General features: G+C 64.2%; 16 protein-coding genes. 12 read left to right on the top strand and 4 right to left on the bottom strand.

Annotated elements, in window-relative coordinates; genetic code table 11:
* Window positions 1-149: 149 nt before the first annotated feature.
* Window positions 150-1,019: a MurR/RpiR family transcriptional regulator gene (locus tag ACTTAG_RS13470; RefSeq protein ID WP_444462749.1), complete on the bottom strand. Its 870-nt coding sequence runs from the start codon at window positions 1,017-1,019 to the stop codon at window positions 150-152.
* 153 nt (window positions 1,020-1,172) lie between these two features.
* On the opposite strand from ACTTAG_RS13470, the gene ACTTAG_RS13465 reads away from it, so the two are divergent.
* The 9 genes from ACTTAG_RS13465 to ACTTAG_RS13425 all read left to right on the top strand — a co-directional run bounded on the left by ACTTAG_RS13465 (window position 1,173) and on the right by ACTTAG_RS13425 (window position 11,889).
* Window positions 1,173-1,943, top strand: a complete 771-nt coding sequence (locus ACTTAG_RS13465) for an N-formylglutamate amidohydrolase (RefSeq protein ID WP_444462748.1) — start codon at window positions 1,173-1,175, stop codon at window positions 1,941-1,943.
* Window positions 1,943-2,449, top strand: a complete 507-nt coding sequence (locus tag ACTTAG_RS13460) for a TRAP transporter small permease subunit (protein WP_444462747.1) — start codon at window positions 1,943-1,945, stop codon at window positions 2,447-2,449. Before ACTTAG_RS13465 ends, ACTTAG_RS13460 begins: the two co-directional genes overlap by 1 nt.
* Complete coding sequence (locus ACTTAG_RS13455) at window positions 2,449-3,774, top strand: TRAP transporter large permease (protein WP_444462746.1); 1,326 nt, start codon at window positions 2,449-2,451, stop codon at window positions 3,772-3,774. Before ACTTAG_RS13460 ends, ACTTAG_RS13455 begins: the two co-directional genes overlap by 1 nt.
* A gap of 49 nt (window positions 3,775-3,823) precedes the next feature.
* Window positions 3,824-4,858 (top strand): TRAP transporter substrate-binding protein, encoded by a 1,035-nt coding sequence (locus ACTTAG_RS13450; protein ID WP_444462745.1) that lies wholly within the window; start codon window positions 3,824-3,826, stop codon window positions 4,856-4,858.
* A 62-nt stretch (window positions 4,859-4,920) separates the two neighbouring features.
* On the top strand, window positions 4,921-6,285 hold the full coding sequence (locus ACTTAG_RS13445) for a glutamine synthetase family protein (protein WP_444462744.1): 1,365 nt from the start codon (window positions 4,921-4,923) through the stop codon (window positions 6,283-6,285).
* Between the two features lie 40 nt (window positions 6,286-6,325).
* On the top strand, window positions 6,326-7,714 hold the full coding sequence (locus ACTTAG_RS13440; RefSeq protein WP_444462743.1) for an aldehyde dehydrogenase family protein: 1,389 nt from the start codon (window positions 6,326-6,328) through the stop codon (window positions 7,712-7,714).
* Window positions 7,711-8,865, top strand: coding sequence for an iron-containing alcohol dehydrogenase (locus tag ACTTAG_RS13435; protein ID WP_444462742.1), 1,155 nt, complete (start codon window positions 7,711-7,713; stop codon window positions 8,863-8,865). The genes ACTTAG_RS13440 and ACTTAG_RS13435 overlap by 4 nt, the downstream gene beginning before the upstream one ends.
* A 157-nt stretch (window positions 8,866-9,022) precedes the next feature.
* Window positions 9,023-11,203, top strand: coding sequence for a YjbH domain-containing protein (locus ACTTAG_RS13430; protein ID WP_444462741.1), 2,181 nt, complete (start codon window positions 9,023-9,025; stop codon window positions 11,201-11,203).
* Complete coding sequence (locus ACTTAG_RS13425; protein WP_444462740.1) at window positions 11,200-11,889, top strand: YjbF family lipoprotein; 690 nt, start codon at window positions 11,200-11,202, stop codon at window positions 11,887-11,889. The genes ACTTAG_RS13430 and ACTTAG_RS13425 overlap by 4 nt, the downstream gene beginning before the upstream one ends.
* A 156-nt stretch (window positions 11,890-12,045) precedes the next feature.
* Here the strand turns inward: ACTTAG_RS13425 and ACTTAG_RS13420 are convergent, their stop codons facing one another.
* Window positions 12,046-12,231 (bottom strand): hypothetical protein, encoded by a 186-nt coding sequence (locus ACTTAG_RS13420; RefSeq protein ID WP_013067107.1) that lies wholly within the window; start codon window positions 12,229-12,231, stop codon window positions 12,046-12,048.
* 315 nt (window positions 12,232-12,546) lie between these two features.
* Here ACTTAG_RS13420 and ACTTAG_RS13415 point away from each other — a divergent pair, with 315 nt between their 5' ends.
* Complete coding sequence (locus tag ACTTAG_RS13415) at window positions 12,547-13,851, top strand: UDP-glucose dehydrogenase family protein (protein ID WP_444465252.1); 1,305 nt, start codon at window positions 12,547-12,549, stop codon at window positions 13,849-13,851.
* 9 nt (window positions 13,852-13,860) lie between these two features.
* On the opposite strand, the gene uvrB is transcribed toward ACTTAG_RS13415, so the two are convergent.
* On the bottom strand, window positions 13,861-16,044 hold the full coding sequence (gene uvrB, locus ACTTAG_RS13410) for an excinuclease ABC subunit UvrB (protein ID WP_444462739.1): 2,184 nt from the start codon (window positions 16,042-16,044) through the stop codon (window positions 13,861-13,863).
* Window positions 16,045-16,410: 366 nt separating this feature from the next.
* Between uvrB and ACTTAG_RS13405 the strand changes: the two genes are divergently transcribed.
* Window positions 16,411-16,722 (top strand): ETC complex I subunit, encoded by a 312-nt coding sequence (locus ACTTAG_RS13405; RefSeq protein ID WP_444462738.1) that lies wholly within the window; start codon window positions 16,411-16,413, stop codon window positions 16,720-16,722.
* An 87-nt stretch (window positions 16,723-16,809) separates the two neighbouring features.
* Here the strand turns inward: ACTTAG_RS13405 and ACTTAG_RS13400 are convergent, their stop codons facing one another.
* Window positions 16,810-17,832: a substrate-binding domain-containing protein gene (locus ACTTAG_RS13400; protein WP_444462737.1), complete on the bottom strand. Its 1,023-nt coding sequence runs from the start codon at window positions 17,830-17,832 to the stop codon at window positions 16,810-16,812.
* Between the two features lie 245 nt (window positions 17,833-18,077).
* On the opposite strand from ACTTAG_RS13400, the gene ACTTAG_RS13395 reads away from it, so the two are divergent.
* Window positions 18,078-19,124, top strand: a complete 1,047-nt coding sequence (locus tag ACTTAG_RS13395) for an ABC transporter substrate-binding protein (RefSeq protein ID WP_013068082.1) — start codon at window positions 18,078-18,080, stop codon at window positions 19,122-19,124.
* Window positions 19,125-19,152: the final 28 nt, after the last annotated feature.

The raw sequence follows: 19,152 nt of genomic DNA, 5'->3' as shown, positions 1-19,152 counted from the left end.
GGGGGGCGCTGCCCCCCCTCGGCTTCGCCTCACCCCCCCCGGGATATTTGCGCCAAGGTGAAAGGCAAACCCGGCTTTCCCATTCACCTTGGTCCAAATATCCCGGGGGGTGAATTGGCCGAGAGGCCAAGAGGGGGGCAGCGCCCCCCCTACTTCCGGCCCCGAAAGAACCGCGCGCGCTCGTAAAGCGCCTCGAGCCGCGCCATCCGGTCCGCCGTCGTCTGCCAGGTCAGATCCTGCACCGCCGCCATCAGCGTCTCGACCAGAAGCTGAATCGCCACCGTGCTGTCCCAGGCCGAGGGCACCTCGACCTGCACCGAAAACCGATAGCGCGCATGCCCCGCCGCAGGGCTCACCCAGGGGTCGGTGACCAGCACCACCTCGGCGCCTTGTTCGGCGGCCATTTCCACCAGTTGCAGCACGTTGTTTTCATAGCGGCGGATGTCGAAGGCCAAAAGCACATCGCCCGGACGCATCTCCAGAAGCGCGGGCGGCCAGGCGTTCGAGACCGGCATCAGAAGCTCCACCTCGGGGCGGATCACCTTCATGTGGGTGACGAAATATTCCGCCATCGCCAGCGTGATGCGGCCCCCCGTGGCAAAGACCTTGCGCGCGGGATCGGCCATCAGCGCCGCCGCGGCGTCGAAATCGCGCTGGTCGATCTGCGCCAGCGTCGCCTGCAGATTGCCCAGCACCGCATCGGCGAAGCGGTTGAGCACATGGCCGTCGGGCGCTTGCGCCGCCCAGCGCTCGTGTTTCGAAAGCGGGCCCTCCAGCCGCGCCTCCAGCTCGTCGCGCACGGCGGCCTGCAGCCCCGGATAGCCGCCAAAACCCATCTTCTGCGCCAGCCGCACCACCGTGGGCGAGCTGACCTGCGCCGCCCGCGCCAGCTGCGTCACCGAGCCGAGCAACGCCACCGGATAATGCCGCAGCACATGGCCTGCCAATTGCCGTTCGGCGCGCGTCATCGTCTCGATCGCGCCGCGCAGCTCCTCTTCGATCGAGCGCTTTGCCGCCAAAACGGGCACCCCCCTGCGGCAAAGCCTTCGCGGCCGGGCCGAACAGATCGTAACAGAATTGCAACTTCTGAAATGATGTTGACAGTTTCTTGCGTCCGGTCAAGCCTGCACGACAGGAGATCGCAGAATCGCCGTCAAGATCAGGGAGCCAAGGTGGAAGAACCGACAGAAGGCGCGGTCGTCATCGAGGGGGGCGCGGCCGCGGGCCCGTTCGTTCTGGTATGCGAACATGCCGCCAATGCCTTTCCCGCCCGCTGGGGCGATCTGGGGCTGGGCCCGGCCGAGCGCGCGGCCCATATCGCCTGGGACCCGGGCGCGCTGGGGCTGGCGCGGGGGCTGGCTGCGCGGCTGCAGGCGCCGCTGATCCATGCCACCACCTCGCGGCTGATCTATGATCTGAACCGGCCGCCGCAGTCGCAAGGGGCAATGGCCGCGCGTTCGGAAATCTACACCATCCCGGGCAACGCGACCCTGTCGCCCGAAGCGCGGCTGGAGCGCACCCGGGCGCTTTACCTGCCGTTTCACGCCGCGCTGCGCGGGCTGATCGCCGAGCGGCTGGCGCTGGGGCAAAACCCGGTCGTGATCACGATCCACTCCTTCACCCCGATCTGGCACGGAGAGCCCCGCGCCGTCGAATTCGGCATCATCCATGACGCCGATCCCGCGCTGGCCCGGGCGATCCTGACCGAGGCGCAAACTCAGACCAGTCTCGACGCGCGGCTGAACGAGCCTTACTCTGCCGCGGATGAAGTCACCCACACGCTGGCGCTTCAGGCCACGCCGATGGGGCTGAGGAATGCGATGCTGGAGATCCGCAACGATCTGATCGCCGACGAGACCGCGCAGGAGGCGATGGCCGCCTGTCTGGCGTCGGTGCTGCGCGCGGCGCTGGCCCGCGTGAGCGCAACCGAGGAGGCAGGCTGATGCCGCGGGCCCTGATCGCCTATGTGCATTTCGTCGACGGGATGAACCGGCGCATCGGCCGGTTCGCGATGTATCTGCTTTATGTGATCATGGCGATCATGGTCTGGTCGATGGTGACGAAGGCCTTTCACATTCCCGCGCTCTGGACGCTGGAAATGGCGCAATTCACCCTTGTCGCCTATTTCATGCTGGGCGCGCCCTGGTCGTTGCAGACCGATGTGAACGTGCGGATGGATCTGATCTATGCCCGCTTCACCCACAAGGGCCAGGCGCTGACCGACATCTTCACCGTCTTCTGTCTGATGTTCTATCTGGGCGTGATGCTTTACGGCGCCTTCGACTCGACCGTCTATGCCTTCGAGATGGGCGAGCGCAATCCCTCTGCCTGGCGCCCGGTGCTCTGGCCGCTGAAGTCGATCATCACGCTTGCCTTCGGGCTGATGCTTCTGCAATCCGTCGCGATCCTGATCCGCGACGTGGCCACCCTGCGCGGAGAGAAGATCTGATGGATTACAACACCATCGCGCTTTTGATGTTCTCGACGCTGCTGTTGATGATGCTGACCGGGCAGCGCGTCTTCGGCGCCATCGGCATCGTCGCCACGGTGGCGGCGCTGACGCTCTGGGGGCCGGGGGGCACCGACATGGGCTTTTCGGCGGTGATGAAGCTGATGAAATGGACGCCGCTGCTGACGCTGCCGATGTTCGTCTTCATGGGCTATGTGATGTCCGAAAGCCGTCTGGCCGAGGATCTGTACCGGATGTTCCATGTCTGGTTCGGGCCGCTGCCGGGGGGGCTTGCGGTGGGCACGATCCTGCTGATGGTGCTGATTTCGGCGATGAACGGGCTTTCGGTCGCGGGGATGGCGATCGGCGCCACCATCGCCCTGCCCGAACTGATGCGGCGCCATTACGACAAGCTGATGATTTCGGGGGTGATCCAGGCGGGGTCGAGCCTTGGCATTCTCATTCCGCCCTCGGTGGTGCTGGTGCTCTTTGCGCTGATCGCGCGTCAGCCGGTGTCGAACCTGTGGCTGGCCGGGGTCTTTCCGGGGCTTTTGATGGCGGCGCTGTTCATTGTCTACATCATGGTGCGCACCTGGCTGAACCCGTCGCTGGCGCCGCGGATGACGGCCGAGGAACGCGCCGCCATCACCCGGGCCGAGAAATACCGGCTGTTGCGGGCGGGGCTGCTGCCGGTCTTCATCTTTGCCGCAATGATGGTGCCGTTCCTGAACGGCTGGGCCAGCCTGACCGAGACCTCGGTGATCGGCGTTGCCGCGACGGTGCTGGTGGCGGCGCTCAAGGGGCGGCTTGACCGTCATGTCTTCGAGGTGGCGACGAAACAGACGCTGATGATCACCGTGATGTTCATGATGATCATCACCGCCGCGCTGAGCTTTGGCGCGGTCTTCGACGGGCTGGGCGCGGGCCGGGCGATCCAGACCTTCTTCACCTCGGATCTGGGGCTGGCGCCCTGGCAGATCCTGGTTCTGATGCAGGCCAGCTTCCTGATCATGGGGATGTTTCTGGACGACACCGCGATGCTGGTGATCGTCGCGCCGGTCTATGTCAGCCTGGCGCGGGCGCTGGGCTTCGATCTGGTCTGGTATGGCATCTTGTACACCATCACCTGCCAGATCGCCTATCTGACCCCGCCCTTCGGCTATAACCTGTTCCTGATGAAGGCGCTGGCGCCGCCGGAATTCACCCTGCCGGTGATTTACCGTTCGGTGTTTCCCTTTGTTCTGGTGATGATGCTCACGCTTGTGCTGATCATGGTGTTTCCGCAAATCGCGCTCTGGCTGCCGCAGACGGTGCTGGGCCGCTGAGTGAAGAACGACCCCGCAAAGGGGCATTTCAACCAACCAGGAGAGTAAGATGAACACGACAAGACGGACGTTCCTTGCCACCGGGGCGCTGGGGGCTGCGGCGGGGCTGGCCACACCGGCACTGGCGCAATCGGCGCCGATCAAATGGCGGCTGCAGACCTATGCAGGCACGGTGCTGGCCGAGGAAGTGGTGAAACCCGCCATCGACACGTTCAACGCCATCGCCAATGGCCAGATGGAGATCGAGCTTTATACCGCCGACCAGTTGGTGCCGACGGGCGAATTGTTCCGCGCCATGCAAAACGGCACCATCGACGCGGTGCAATCGGACGATGACAGCATGGCCAGCCCGACCGAAGTCACCGTCTTTGGCGGCTATTTCCCGCTCGCCCTGCGCTATTCGCTTGATGTGCCTGCGCTTTTCAACACCTGGGGTCTCGATCAGATCTGGAAGGAAGAATACGCCAAGGTCGGCATCAAGCATATCTCGGCCGGCTCGTGGGACCCGTGCAACTTCAACATGAAGGAGCCGGTGAACAGCCTGGCGGACCTGTCGGGCAAACGCGTCTTCACCTTCCCGACTGCGGGGCGGTTCCTCGCGCAATTCGGCGTCATTCCGGTGACGATCCCGTGGGAGGACGTCGAGGTGGCGTTGCAGACGGGCGAGCTGGACGGTCTGGCCTGGTCGGGCATCACCGAGGATTACACCTCGGGCTGGTCGAAGGTCGCGCCTTACTTCCTGACCAACAACATCTCTGGCGCCTGGATCGGGCATTTCTTCGCCAATATGGAGCGCTGGAACGCCCTGCCGCCGCATCTGCAGACGATGCTGCAGACCTGTTTCGACCAGTCGCATTACCGCCGCCAATGGTGGTATTGGGCCGGCGAAGCCAAGCTGCGCGTCGAGGGAGCCGACATGACGCTGACCTCGCTTCCGGCCGAGGATTATGCGAAGATCGAGGAAGCCGCGCACAAGTTCTGGGACGAGATCGCCGCGGAAAGCCCGCTCAAGGCGAAGGTGGTCGAGATCATCCGCAAATACAATGACACGATGGTCAAGGCTGGCGTGCCCTATCGCTACTGATCGGCGGGGCCGGGGGCGACCCCGGCCTTTCCGGACCGAGAAGGCCCGAGGAGGAGAAAGAAATGCCCGCGAACCTGACCTTTGCCGCGCTGAAGAAGGCCGTTGCCAGTGGCGAGATCGACACCGTCATCGCCTGCATCTGCGACATGCAGGGCCGCCTGCAGGGCAAGCGCTTCCATGCCGTGCATTTCGTCGAAAGCGCGCATGAGGAAACGCATTGCTGCAACTATCTGTTGGCCACCGACATGGAGATGATCACCGTGCCGGGCTACAAGGCCTCGGGCTGGTCGCGCGGCTATGGCGACTACACGATGAAGCCCGACATGGCGACCTTGCGCACCATCCCCTGGGCGCCGGGCACGGCTTTGGTGATGTGCGACCTGCTCGACCATCACACGCATGAACTGGTCCCCCATGCCCCGCGCACGGTGCTGAAGCGGCAGATCGAACGCGCCAAGGCGATGGGCTTTGACGTGATGATGGCGACGGAGCTTGAATTCTTCCTGTTCGAGGAAAGCTTCCCGGCGCTGTTTGACGCGGGCTATCCGCTGCCCACGCCGATGGCGCGCTACAATGTCGATTACAACCTGATGGGCTCGGCGCGCGATGAAAAGATCATGCGCGACATCCGCAACAAGCTTTACGGCGCGGGGATCCCGGTCGAATGCTCGAAAGGCGAGGCCGAGGCCGGTCAGGAAGAGATCAACGCGAAATACTCGGACGCGCTTGACACCGCCGACATGCACAGCCTGATCAAGCTGGGCGTGAAGGAAATCGCCCAGCAACATGGGGCCAGCGTGACCTTCATGGCGAAATACGATCACCGCAAGGCGGGGTCGTCGAGCCACATTCACCAGTCGCTGTGGAAGGGGGGGAAGAACGCCTTTCACGACCCCGCGGCCGAACATGGCATGAGCGCGGTGATGCGGCATTACCTGGCCGGGCAGCTGGCGTTTTCGCGCGAGATTTCGGTTTTCCTGGCGCCCTACATGAACAGTTACAAACGCTTCTGCGTCGGCATGTTCGCGCCGACGAAGGCGGTCTGGTCGCTCGATAACCGCACCGCGGGCTATCGGATCTGCGGCGAGAACACGAAATCCGTCCGCGTCGAATGCCGGATCGGCGGCGCCGATCTGAACCCCTATCTGGCCTGCGCGGCGCTTCTGGCAGCGGGTCTTGAAGGGATCGAACAGATGCTCGATCCGGGCCAGCCGGTGAATGGCGATCTTTATCAGTCCGAGACCGCGCCCGAAGTGCCGCGCTCGCTGATCGAGGCGGCCGAGGCGCTGAAGGATTCCTCTTTCCTTGCGCGGGTGCTGGGGGCGGATGTGGTGGAACACTATTATCACGCCGCGCGCTGGGAGATCGAGGAAAGCCTGCGCGTCGTGACCGATTGGGAACGGCACCGCGGGTTCGAGCGGGCGTAACGGGTTCACGGGGCCGGAGGGGCCCCAAAGGAAGGTCGACATGACGAAGATGATCCAATGTATCTCGCCGGTGGATGGGCGGATCTATGCGGAGCGCCCGGCGCTGTCGCTGGCCGAGGCCGAGGCGGTTGCCGCCCGCGCCCGGGCGGCGCAACCCGGCTGGGCGGCGCGTCCGCTGGCGGAGCGCATCGCGCTGGTCAAGGCCGGGGTGGCGAAGCTCAACGAGATGAAAGACCGCGTGGTCGAGGAACTGGCCTGGCAGATGGGCCGCCCGACGCGCTTTGGCGGCGAATTCGGCGGCGTGAATGACCGCACCAATTACATGGCCGAGATCGCCGAAAAGACCCTTGCGCCGACCGTGGTCGAGGACAGCGAGAGGTTCTGCCGCATGCTGGCGCGCGAACCCGTGGGCGTCGTCTTCATCATTGCGCCGTGGAACTATCCTTACCTCACCACGATCAACACGCTGGTTCCGGCGCTGATCGCGGGCAATACCGTCGTTCTGAAGCACGCGACGCAAACGATGCTGGTGGGCGAACGTCTGGTCGAGGCCTTTGTCGAAGCGGGCGTGCCCGAGGACGTATTCCAGAACGTCTATCTGACCCATGACGTGACCGAGGAGCTGCTGCGCAACCGCGCCTTCAACTTCGTCAACTTCACCGGCTCTGTCGGTGGTGGGGCTGCGATCGAACGGGCGGCGGCGGGCACCTTTACCGGGCTGGGGCTGGAACTCGGTGGCAAGGACCCGGGCTATGTGATGGAGGACGCCGATCTGGATGCGGCGGTGGACAGCCTGATGGACGGCGCGATGTTCAACGCCGGTCAGTGCTGCTGCGGCATCGAGCGGATCTATGTGCACGAAAGCCTGTATGAGGCCTTCGTCGAAAAGGCGGTGGCCTGGGTCAAGGCCTTGAAACTGGGCAATCCGTTTGACGCGGACAGCACGCTGGGCCCGATGGCGAACAAGCGCTTTGCCCATGTCGTGCGCGAGCAGGTGGCCGAAGCCATCGCGGAAGGCGCGACGCCGCTCATTGACCCGGCGCTTTTCCCCGAGGATGACGGCGGCGCCTATCTGGCCCCGCAGATCCTGGTGAATGTGAACCACGAAATGCGGGTGATGCGCGAGGAAAGCTTCGGTCCGGTCGTCGGCATCATGCCCGTTGCGAACGACGAAGAGGCCATCGCGGCGATGAATGACAGCCCCTATGGCCTGACCTGCTCGCTCTGGACGCAGGATGTGGACCGCGCGGCCGCCATCGGCGCGCGGATCGAGACCGGCACCGTCTTCATGAACCGCTGCGACTATCTCGACCCGGCTTTGTGCTGGACCGGCTGCAAGGACACCGGCCGCGGCGCGGCCCTCTCGGCCCTTGGCTATCATTCGGTCACCCGGCCGAAATCCTACCATCTGAAGAAGGTGACGAAATGAGCGTTCCGAACAGAAACTGGAACTACCCGACGCCGATCAAATTCGGCTGCGGCCGGATCGCCGAACTGGCCGAACATTGCAAGGCGGTGGGCATCCAAAAGCCGCTTCTGGTCACCGACAAGGCGCTGGCCAGCCTGCCGATCACCGCGCAAGCCCTTGATGTGATGGAAAAAGGCGGGCTGGGCCGGGCGGTCTTTTCCGAGGTCGATCCGAACCCGAACGAGGGCAACATGGCCGCGGGCATCACCGTCTACAAGGCGGGCGGCCATGACGGGGTGATCTGTTTTGGCGGCGGCTCGGCACTGGATCTGGGCAAGATGATCGCGCTGATGGCCGATCAGCGCGCGGATCTGTCGGTCTGGGATCTGGAGGATGTGGACGACTGGTATACCCGGGCGGATGCCACGAAAATCGCGCCCATCGTCGCCGTGCCGACCACCGCGGGGACGGGGTCCGAAGTGGGCCGCGCGGGCGTTCTGACGAATTCCGTCACTCACAAGAAGAAGATCATCTTCCATCCGAAGCTGATGCCCGCGGTCACCATTTGCGATCCGGAATTGACGGTGGGCATGCCCGCCTTCATCACCGCCGGCACCGGCATGGATGCGCTGGCCCATTGTCTTGAGGCCTATTGCAGCCCCTTCTACCATCCGATGTCGCAGGGCATCGCGCTGGAAGGGATGCGCCTTGTCTTTGAAAACCTGCCCAAGGTCTACAAGGATCCGAAGGACATCGAGGCCCGCGCGCATATGATGTCGGCCGCCGCGATGGGCGCCGTTGCCTTCCAGAAGGGGCTGGGCGCGATTCACTCGCTCAGCCACCCGGTCGGTGCCGTCTATGGCACTCACCATGGCACGACGAATGCCTGCGTGATGCCGATGGTGCTCGATTACAACCGCGCCGCCATCGAAGAGCGGATCGAAAAGGCCGCCGCCTATATCGGCATTCCGGGCGGCTTTGACGGCTTCCGCGCCGCGGTGGTGGCGCTGAACAAGGAGCTCAATATCCCCGACACCCTCACGAAGATGGGCGTGAAGCGCGAAGACCTCGATCAGCTGACCGAGATGGCTCTGGAAGATCCGTCCTGCGGTGGCAACCCGATCGAGATGACGCGGCAGAATACGCGCGCGCTTTTCGACGCCTGCATGTGAGGGACCGGCCCGGCGGCGCCACTCGTCGCCGGGCCCAACTGCCCCATCGGCTGCGGCTTTCCTGCCATGCCCCCATATTCCCGCCGCCAAGACCGCGTTTCGCTCTCGTCTCGAAACGGAAATTCGGTATAACGGGCAAAAGACTTCGGAGGTCCTCGTGCAGACTGCCATTGCGCCCGTGACGCAACAGGGAAAAACCGGCCTTGGCCGTTGGCTTCTGGCGACCAGCCTGCTGGTGCTGGCCGCCCCCGCTTTGGCCGAGCCGATGCTGGGCCAAAGCCGCAACACCTTCGGGATGCCCGGCCTGCTTGACATGCCCTCGGCCGAGATGTTTGCCGATGGCGAACTGGGCATCGGCCTGACGGTTCTGGACGACGGCACCTCGCGCGCGACGCTGACCTTTCAGATCGCCCCGCATCTGGTCGGGGCTTTCCGCTATTCGCGCGTGCCGGGGCTGATGCCGGTCAAGGATGACAACGACAAGCCGACCGGCGCCTATACCGCGCTTTACGACCGCTCCTTCGACATCCGCTGGCAGATGCTGGAGGAGGGGCGCTATCGCCCCGCCGTGGCCATCGGGCTGAACGATTTCGTCGGCACCGGCGTCTATTCCTCGGAATATATCGTGGCCACGAAAAGCTTTGGCGACCGGCTGCGGGTCTCGGGCGGTCTGGGCTGGGGGCGGCTTGGCTCGCATGGCGCGATCGCCTCGATGGGGACGCGGCCGGATTATGATTACAGCTCGCAGGGCGGGCAATTCAACGGCAAGTCCTGGTTCAAGGGCGATGTGGCGCCGTTCTTCGGCCTGTCTTACGCGATGAACGACCGGCTGACGCTGAAGGCGGAATATTCGTCGGACGCCTATGTGAACGAAACCGCCGACACGCCGCCCAATGGCGATTGGGAGCGTCGCACCTCGGTCAATATCGGGGCGGATTACAAGCTGGGCGCCTTTACCCACATGCAGTTCTTCTACATGCATGGCGACAAGTTCGGCTTCCAGATCACCCGCGCCATCGACCCGCATGAACCGCCCTTCGCCTCTGGCATCGAAAAGGCGCCCTTGCCGGTGCAGCCGCGCCCGCCCGTTTCCGCCGACCGGCTGGGCTGGTCCGGGGAGTGGAGCAAGGACCCGACCGCGCAGCCCGCCATTCAGGGCGCGCTGGCGCAATCGCTGGAAAAGGACGGGCAGATCCTGGAATCGATGTCGCTTTCCGCGACCCGGGCCGAGCTGCGCATCCGCAACATGACCTATGGCGCGCAGCCGCAGGCGATCGGCCATGCCGCCCGCACCGCCACCCGCGCCCTGCCGCCTTCGGTCGAGACGATCACCATCACCTCGGTCGAACGCGGTCTGGCGATTTCCTCGGTCACCTTCCATCGCCGCGATCTGGAGCGGCTGGAAAACACCCGCGCGCTCGATATCCTGCCCACGACCACGATCACCGCGGCCGATGCGCATGACCCGGCGCAGGTGCGCACCGCCGATCTTTATCCGCGCTTCCGCTGGGGTCTGACGCCCTATGCCGAGGCCTCGATCTTCGACCCCGACAACCCGCTGCGGGCCGATTTCGGCGCCCAGCTTTCGGCGAAATTCGAACTGGCGCCGGGGCTGGTGATGTCGGGTCTGGTGCGGCAGAAGGTCTTCGGCAACCTCGACAATTCCACCCGGGTCTCGGATTCTGTGGTGCAGCATGTGCGCTCGGATCTGGTGGATTACCAGCGCGAGGGCGATCTGGCGCTGCAATATCTGACCGTCAGCCATTACGGCCAGCCGATGCCCAATGTCTTCTCGCGGCTGACGGTGGGCTATCTGGAACGGATGTATGGCGGGGTTTCGGGCGAAATGCTGTGGAAGCCCGTCGACAGCCGTCTGGCGCTGGGCCTTGAGGCGAACTGGGTGCGGCAGCGCGATTTCGACCAGCATTTCGGCTTTCAGGACTATGACACCGCCACCGGCCATGTCTCGGCTTATTACGATTTCGGCAAGGGCTATGTCGGCGAAGTGCATGTCGGCCGGTATCTGGCCCGCGACTGGGGCGGCACGATCGAGCTTGACCGGCAGTTCGAGAACGGCTGGAAGGTCGGCGCCTTTGCCACGATCACCGACATGTCCTCGGAGGATTACGGCGAGGGCTCGTTCGACAAGGGCATCCGCCTGACGATCCCGGTTGCCTGGAGCACCGGCAAGCCCTCGGTCAACACGCTGAAGACGACGATCCGTCCGTTGCAACGCGATGGCGGCGCGCGTCTGGATATCGACGGGCGGCTGTTCGACACCGTCCACGGCGCGCAGACCGGATCGCTTTACAATGAATGGGGGAGATTCTGGCGATGACGGGACGGCGTCGGGCGGCACTGGCCGCGCTGGTGCTGGCCGCGGGGCTTGGCGCTTGCGGCACGGATCAGACCCGGCTGGAAACCGGGCGCGAGGCGACGGCCGAATTGCGGAACATCCTGCGGGGCATGGTTCAGCGCGGGCCGAAGGCGGCGGCGCCCGATCCGCAGGTGATCGCGCGCGAGGCGCTGGCGGCGAATCCGGGGCCGCTGATGCTGGTCTCGCTCGAGACGACGAAATCCACCTCGGTCTTTGCGCTGCGCGGCGAGAATGGCGGCATGCGGACCTGGCTTTCGCCGTCGGGGCAGGGGGTGATCACCCGCGGCGGCGTTCTGGCGGGCACGCGCGGCTTCGGCAATGATCTGATGTCGTCGGATGTCGGGGCGCTGATCGGCGCGGTGCAGGGGCGGCGCGCGACGCAAGTGAAGATCGAGCTGCGCTATCTGGACGGGCTGGGCAAGGAGCGGCCGCTGCCGCTGGAGTGCAAGACCGGCACCGCCGCGGCCACCGGCTATGATTTCGCCGGGATGCATTTCGAGGGCACGCCGGTGGCCGTCCATTGCGAGGGCTACGGTTTCAGCTTCGACAACAGCTATATCGTGTCGGGGGCGGGGGTGGTTCTGGCCTCGCGGCAATGGATCGGGCCGCGGCTGGGCTATCTGACCATCCAGTCGCTGCGCAACTGAGCCCGGTCCGGTTTGACATGCAAAGGGCACCCCGCGGGGTGCCCTTTTGCTGTCGCGACCCTGTGTGCCGCCCGGTCGGTGAGACGATCACCACATATGAATAAAGCCGGAAAGCTTGCGCTTTCCGGCCTGATCGAGCGTGCTCGAATGTCGAACTCAGTTCGACGAAGCGGCCACGGCAACGCCGACGAGCAGCAGAGCCGGGATCAGGATGCCGGCGTTCGACGACGAGGTGCCGGCGACGACCGGGGTCGATTCGACGACCGGAGCGGTGTAGCCGCCAGCGAAAGCGGTCGAAGCCGAGAGGCCGAGGGCCAGGGCGATGGTAGCGATCTTTTTCATGTCAATCTCCGTCATTGCTGTAGAGAGCCGCCAAGCCCGGCAGCATCATGGCGAGAAAAGCATATGAGCCGCTAAATGCAAAGGGGAATTCTTGGCGCTTTCAGCAAGGGTCCTTCAAAGTGTTGCAGTTTCGCACCCTTTGCGTGCGTTTTTTCGCTGCAAGGCGGCATCGCCCCGCGAAGCGTTCCTGCAGCGCGTGAAAAGTTACCTTTTTTCGGGCGTTTGCGAAAGTTTCGATGGCCCCCGGGCCCGCCATGGATTGACTTCGCGCCGCGACGGATAGACCTTTCGGACGCATCTGAGAAAGGAATGGCGATGAAGATTGCGATGATCGGCACCGGCTACGTCGGTTTGGTTTCCGGGGTATGCTTTTCCGATTTCGGTCACGACGTGGTTTGCGTCGACAAGGACCCCGAAAAGATCGCGCGGCTGACCCGCGGCGAGGTGCCGATCTACGAGCCGGGGCTTGAGGCGCTGATGGCGAAGAACGTGGCGGCGGGGCGGCTGTCCTTCACTGGCGATCTGGCGACGGCGGTCGATGGCGCCGATGCGGTCTTCATCGCCGTGGGCACGCCGACGCGGCGCGGTGACGGCCATGCCGATCTGAGCTATGTGATGGCCGCGGCCGAGGATATCGCCGCCGCGTTGACCGGCTATGCGGTCGTGGTGACGAAATCCACCGTGCCGGTGGGCACCAATCGCGCGGTGAAACAGGTGATCCGCAAGGCCCGGCCGGAGGCGGAATTCGACGTCGCCTCGAACCCGGAATTCCTGCGCGAGGGCGCGGCGATCGACGATTTCATGCGCCCCGACCGGGTGGTGGTCGGCGTCTCCTCGGACCGCGCCAAGGAGGTGATGGGCGAGATCTACCGCCCGCTCTTCCTGCGCGAATTCCCGGTGCTTTACACTGATCTCGAAACCGCCGAGATGATCAAATACGCGGCCAATGCCTTCCTTGCGACGAAGATCACCTTCATCAATGAGATCGCGCGGCTGTGTGAAAAGGTTGGCGCCGATGTGAAGGAAGTGGCGCGCGGCATGGGGCTCGATGGCCGGATCGGCAACAAGTTCCTGCATGCCGGGCCGGGCTATGGTGGCTCGTGCTTCCCCAAGGATACGCAGGCCTTGGCCCGGATGGGGCAGGATCACGCCGTGCCGATGCAGATCACCGAGACGGTGATCAAGGTCAATGACGAGGTGAAGCGGCGGATGATCGACAAGATCGTCGATCTGTGCGACGGTTCGGTGAATGGAAAAACCATTGCGGTGCTGGGGGTTACCTTCAAGCCCAACACGGATGACATGCGTGATGCGCCGTCCCTGACGATCGTGCCCGCGCTGATCGGGGCCGGGGCCAAGGTGCGCGCCGTCGATCCGCAGGGGATGCGGGAAGCTCAGCACATGCTGCCCGGTGTGAACTGGATGGACGATGCCTACAAGGCGGTGCAAAAGGCCGATTGTGTCGTGCTTCTGACCGAATGGAACGAATTCCGCGCCCTTGATCTGAAGAAACTGGCGAAGAAGATGACGACGGCCCGGATGGCCGATCTGCGCAACATCTATTCCGCCAAGGACGCGAAAAAGGCGGGCTTCGAGGGCTATGTCAGCGTCGGCCGCTAGGGCAGGGGGCTAGCGCTTCTTCGGCCGCTTCACCCCGCCGCGCTGCCCGGGCCGACCGGCGGTGGAGCGGCCCTTGGCCTGGGTGGCGGCCTCCACCGCCTCCTCGACCGCCGATTGCCGCGCCAGCGGATCATCGGCCACGGCCAGTTCCACCGCCTCCAACCGCCGCACCTCGTCGCGCAGACGGGCCGCTTCCTCGAATTCGAGGTTCTCGGCCGCCTTGCGCATTTTCAACCTCAAAGCCTCCAGATGAGCCGCCAGATTGGCTCCGGCTTGCACATTTTCAACCTTGGCGGTGACGCGCGCCATATCGGTGTCGCCCTGCCAAAGCCCGGCCAGAACATCCTCGACATTCTTGCGCACGGTCTGCGGGGTGATCCCGTGTTCCAGGTTGTAGGCGATCTGCTTTTCGCGCCGCCGGTTGGTTTCATCCAGCGCGCGTTGCATCGAGCCGGTGATGCGGTCGGCATACATGATCACCCGGCCATCGGCGTTCCGCGCCGCCCGCCCGATGGTCTGGATCAGCGAGGTTTCAGACCGCAGGAACCCCTCCTTGTCGGCATCGAGAATCGCCACCAGCCCGCATTCGGGAATGTCGAGCCCCTCGCGCAGCAGGTTGATGCCGATCAGCACGTCAAAGGCGCCCAGACGCAGATCGCGCAGGATCTCGATGCGCTCGATCGTGTCGATGTCGGAATGCATGTAGCGCACCCGGACCCCCTGTTCGTGCAGATATTCGGTCAGATCCTCGGCCATCCGCTTGGTCAGCGTGGTCACCAGAATGCGCAGCCCCCGCGCCGCGACCTTGCGGATTTCATCAAGGACATCATCGACTTGGCTGTCGACCGGTCGGATCTCCACCTCCGGGTCCAATAGCCCCGTCGGGCGGATCACCTGTTCGGCAAAGACGCCGCCGGTCTGTTCCAGCTCCCAGGGCGCGGGGGTGGCGGAAACAAAGACCGACTGCGGCCGCATCGCATCCCATTCCTCGAACTTGAGCGGCCGGTTGTCCATGCAGCTGGGCAGGCGGAACCCGTGTTCGGCGAGCGTGAACTTGCGCCGATAGTCGCCGCGATACATGCCGCCGATCTGCGGCACGGTGACGTGGCTTTCGTCGGCAAAGACGATGGCGGTGTCGGGGATGAATTCAAACAGCGTCGGCGGCGGCTCGCCCGGGGCGCGGCCGGTCAGATAGCGCGAATAATTCTCGATGCCGCTGCACACCCCGGTCGCCTCCAGCATCTCGAGGTCGAAATTCGTGCGCTGTTCCAGCCGTTGCGCCTCCAGCAGCTTGCCCTCGTCGTTGAGCTGCTTGAGCCGCTGCGCCAGCTCGATCCGGATCGACTTCGTCGCCTGCTGCAGCGTTGGCCGGGGGGTCACATAGTGGCTGTTCGCATAGATGCGGATCTGGGTAAAACTATCCGTTTTCGAACCTGTGAGGGGGTCAAACTCGGTGATTGCCTCCAATTCCTCGCCAAAAAACGAGAATCGCCAGGCGCGGTCCTCCAGGTGGGCGGGCCAGAGATCGACGGTGTCGCCCTTGACCCGGAACGCCCCGCGCTGAAAGGCGGCATCGAGCCGCTTGTATTGCTGCGCCACCAGATCGGCGAGGAATTTGCGCTGGTCGTAAAGGCTGCCGACGGTCAGATCCTGGGTCATCGCCGAATAGGTCTCGACCGAGCCGATGCCATAGATGCAGCTGACCGAGGCGACGATGATCACGTCATCACGTTCCAGAAGCGCCCGGGTGGCCGAGTGGCGCATCCGGTCGATCTGTTCGTTGATCATCGATTCCTTCTCGATATAAGTGTCAGTGCGGGCGACATAGGCCTCGGGCTGGTAGTAATCATAGTAGGAAACGAAGTATTCGACAGCGTTGTCCGGGAAGAACCCCTTGAATTCGCCGTATAATTGCGCGGCGAGCGTTTTGTTGGGTGCCAAAATGATCGCCGGGCGCTGCGTCGCCTCGATCACCTTGGCCATCGTATAGGTCTTGCCGGTGCCGGTGGCGCCCAGAAGCACCTGATCGCGCTCGCCCGCCAGCACGGCTTTGGAGATCTCCGCAATCGCCGTCGGCTGATCGCCTGCGGGGGAAAACTCGCTTTTCATCACGAATCGTTTGCCGCCCTCAAGCTTCGGACGGGTCAGCACGTCGGGGCGCGGGGTGGGGCGGTCGTTGGTATTATGGGGCATGAGGCCTCCTTGATCCGCCCCAATGTCGGTCCCTTTTCGTTCTCTTTCAAGGGATTGCAGCAAGAGTTAAGTGAAGGTTAAGGTGAATTTCAAATTTTATCATGCAGATCAGGGACTTGGGCGAAGATTTCTCTTGCGTTTCGGGGTGAATGTTCTCATATTGTTCAGGCAAGCAGCAATTGGCTACCGGCCGGGGCACCACCCCCCACCCCTCGCTCCCCAAGCCCGGCCGGTAGCATCCCTTCCTGAAAAACTGCGGATGGCGGCGGAGCGGCTCCGTCCGATGTCTGCACACCATTGTATGCAGAGCTTGAATTTCCTGCCGGATCGGCCTAGGTCTCTGATCAGGAAGAGGGGGGGGATCTCATGCGTGCACGCATCTACCAGCCGGCCCGCAATGCCATGCAATCCGGTCAGGCGAAAACGAAGCTGTGGGTTCTTGATTATCTGCAATCGGATGCGCGCGACCTCGACCCGCTGATGGGCTGGACGGGCACGGATGACACGCAGGCCCAGGTGCGGCTGAAGTTCGAAAGCCGCGAGGCGGCCGAGGCCTATGCGAAGGCGCATGGCATCGACTACACGGTGACCGAGGGGCACAAGCGTGCGGTCAACGTCCGTCCGATGGGCTACGGCGAAAATTTCGCGACGAACCGGCGGGCGAACTGGACGCATTGAGCCGAAGGGCGAACTGGACGCATTGAGGGCGTCCATTTTGCCGCGTTCTCCTGTCGTTACGGCAGGTTTCAACGGCGCGCAGTCCGGTCAGCCCGTCTGGGGGCGGCGCAGGATGCAAGGCACGCGGATATGGGCCGTGCTGTCGCTGCCGCTCTCGATCAGCGCGAAAATGCGCGCGATCATCCCGTCCACGTCCTGCTCGATCATGCCGACATTGTCGGGCAGTTGCGCGGCAAAGGCGTCATAGTCGAAACAGCCGTAACGCATCCGCCCGGCATGATCGGGCACGGCGCGGTTGAGCCAGCGCACCACCCCCTCAAGGCTGATCGTCGAGTTCACGAACAGCCCCGGCGGCAGCGCCCCCGCCCGCGCATCCAGCGCCCGTTCCGCCTTGTCGGGGGAATAGCCGCAGGCCAGGATCGCCGCCTCGGGCAGGGCGAGGCCGCGTTCGGCATGGGCGGCGCGAAAGCCGCGGATCCGCTCGGCGGTGTTGTGATCGGCGGCCCGGCCACCGATGAACAGCAGCGGCCCGCCATAGCCCAGATCGTCGCGGCAACGGTCCAGGATCAGATGCGTCAGCGTCTGCGCCCCGGCAAAGTTGTCCGAGGTGACCGAGGCCGCCTTCGCCCCCGGCAGATCAAGGTTGAACACCCGCACCCCGGCCGCAAGGCACAGATCGGCGATCCGGTCGGGGTCGGTGGCGCCATTGGCCACCAGACAATCCACCTGATAGGACAACAGCGCCCGCGCCGCCTCGAATTCCAGATCGGGGTCGCGCTGCGTGCAGGTCATCACCGGAAACATCCCATGCGCGCGGGCCACCGCCTCGAACCGCTCCGCCATCGCGCCGAAATAGCGGTTGTCATATTTCGGCACGATCATGCCAACGATGTTCGAGCGCTCCCGCCGCAACAGGCTGGCCTGAAAATTCACCGCATAGCCCTGATCGCGCGCCAGGTCGGTGATCCGTTCGGCCAGCCTTTCGCTGATCCGGCGCTTTTTCCAGGACCCGTTCAGCACCGCGCTGACCGCGCTGGGCGAGGTCCCCGCCAGTTCGGCCAGGTCATAGATCGTCGGGCGCTTGCGGCCGGGGCCAAGGGGGTCGGTCATGGGGTTCGCCATTGCTGTCATCTTCCATCTTGACGTGAATCGAAACCGGATGCAATTCTGCTTCATCGGTTGAGCAAGCCTGCACAACCGATGAAGCAAGCGGGGCGGAGGCGAGGAGGAGGCGCAACCGGGTCGTGTCGGCGCTGCCGTGCGGGGGCTTTCGGGCCCGCGCCGGGCAGGGCGGACGGGACGCTGGCGCCGGGGCCGAGCGACGCTTTGCCGATCATCCAGAGGAGGAGACCAGGATGAACAAGACGATTTCGCTGGCGGGGGCTTCGGTTCTTGTGGCCGCTTTCTTCGGCGCGGCGGCCAGCGCGCAGGAGGCCGCGACGGTGGCCTTCCTGATGCCCGATCAGGCCTCGACCCGCTACGAGCAGCACGATTTCCCCGGCTTCAAGGCGGCGATGGACAAGCTTTGCGCCGAGTGCACGGTGATCTATCAAAACGCCAATGCCGATGTGGCGCTGCAACAGCAGCAGTTCAATTCGGTGATCGCGCAGGGGGCCAAGGTGATCGTGCTCGATCCGGTCGACAGCGCCGCGGCCGCGGGTCTGGTCGAGATCGCGCAGTCGCAGGGTGTCAAGGTCATCGCCTATGACCGCCCGATCCCGGCGAAACCGGCCGATTACTACGTCTCCTTCGACAACGAGGGCATCGGCTATGCGATCGCGAAATCGCTTGTCGATCACATGAAGGCCTCGGGTGTGCCGGATGGCGCGGGGGTGCTGGAGATCAACGGCTCGCCCACCGATGCCGCCGCCGGTCTGATCCGCGACGGCATCCACCGCGCGCTGGAGGAATCGCCCTACACCAAGCTTTCCGAATTCGACACGCCGGATTGGGCGCCGCCGAAAGCGCAGGAATGGACCGCCGGGCAGATCACCCGCTTTGGCGATCAGATCAAGGGCATCGTCGCGGCGAACGACGGCACCGGCGGCGGCGCGATTGCCGCGCTGAAGGCCGCGGGCGTCGATCCGATCCCGCCGGTCACCGGCAATGACGCCACCATCGCGGCGCTGCAGCTGATCATCGCGGGCGATCAATACAACACGATCTCGAAACCCTCGGAAATCGTCGCCGAAGCTGCGGCGAATGTCGCCGTGACCTTCCTCAAGGGCGAAACGCCGGCGCCGAAGACGACGCTTTACGACACGCCTTCGGAGCTCTTCGTTCCGGCCGTGGTGACGCGTGAAAACATCAAGGCCGAGATCTTCGACAAGGGCATTCAGACCGCCGCCGAGATCTGCACCGGCGAATATGCCGAGGGCTGCAAGGCGCTGGGCATCGAGTAAGCTGTGACCGACGGGCGCAGGCGGGCGA

The organism is Rhodobacter capsulatus (assembly GCF_052363185.1).
Lineage (GTDB): Bacteria > Pseudomonadota > Alphaproteobacteria > Rhodobacterales > Rhodobacteraceae > Rhodobacter > Rhodobacter capsulatus_E.
Note: the sequence above shows the minus strand (reverse complement) of the source record. Positions and strands in the feature narration are given on the sequence as shown.

Excerpts from the sequence above, each read along its gene's own strand:
- ACTTAG_RS13460 (WP_444462747.1), top strand. The coding sequence starts at position 1,943 with ATGCCGCGGGCCCTGATCGCCTATGTGCATTTCGTCGACGGGATGAAC.
- ACTTAG_RS13455 (WP_444462746.1), top strand. The coding sequence starts at position 2,449 with ATGGATTACAACACCATCGCGCTTTTGATGTTCTCGACGCTGCTGTTG.
- ACTTAG_RS13450 (WP_444462745.1), top strand. The coding sequence starts at position 3,824 with ATGAACACGACAAGACGGACGTTCCTTGCCACCGGGGCGCTGGGGGCT.
- ACTTAG_RS13445 (WP_444462744.1), top strand. The coding sequence starts at position 4,921 with ATGCCCGCGAACCTGACCTTTGCCGCGCTGAAGAAGGCCGTTGCCAGT.
- ACTTAG_RS13440 (WP_444462743.1), top strand. The coding sequence starts at position 6,326 with ATGACGAAGATGATCCAATGTATCTCGCCGGTGGATGGGCGGATCTAT.
- ACTTAG_RS13435 (WP_444462742.1), top strand. The coding sequence starts at position 7,711 with ATGAGCGTTCCGAACAGAAACTGGAACTACCCGACGCCGATCAAATTC.
- ACTTAG_RS13425 (WP_444462740.1), top strand. The coding sequence starts at position 11,200 with ATGACGGGACGGCGTCGGGCGGCACTGGCCGCGCTGGTGCTGGCCGCG.
- ACTTAG_RS13420 (WP_013067107.1), bottom strand. The coding sequence starts at position 12,231 with ATGAAAAAGATCGCTACCATCGCCCTGGCCCTCGGCCTCTCGGCTTCG.
- ACTTAG_RS13415 (WP_444465252.1), top strand. The coding sequence starts at position 12,547 with ATGAAGATTGCGATGATCGGCACCGGCTACGTCGGTTTGGTTTCCGGG.
- uvrB (WP_444462739.1), bottom strand. The coding sequence starts at position 16,044 with ATGCCCCATAATACCAACGACCGCCCCACCCCGCGCCCCGACGTGCTG.
- ACTTAG_RS13405 (WP_444462738.1), top strand. The coding sequence starts at position 16,411 with ATGCGTGCACGCATCTACCAGCCGGCCCGCAATGCCATGCAATCCGGT.
- ACTTAG_RS13400 (WP_444462737.1), bottom strand. The coding sequence starts at position 17,832 with ATGACCGACCCCCTTGGCCCCGGCCGCAAGCGCCCGACGATCTATGAC.
- ACTTAG_RS13395 (WP_013068082.1), top strand. The coding sequence starts at position 18,078 with ATGAACAAGACGATTTCGCTGGCGGGGGCTTCGGTTCTTGTGGCCGCT.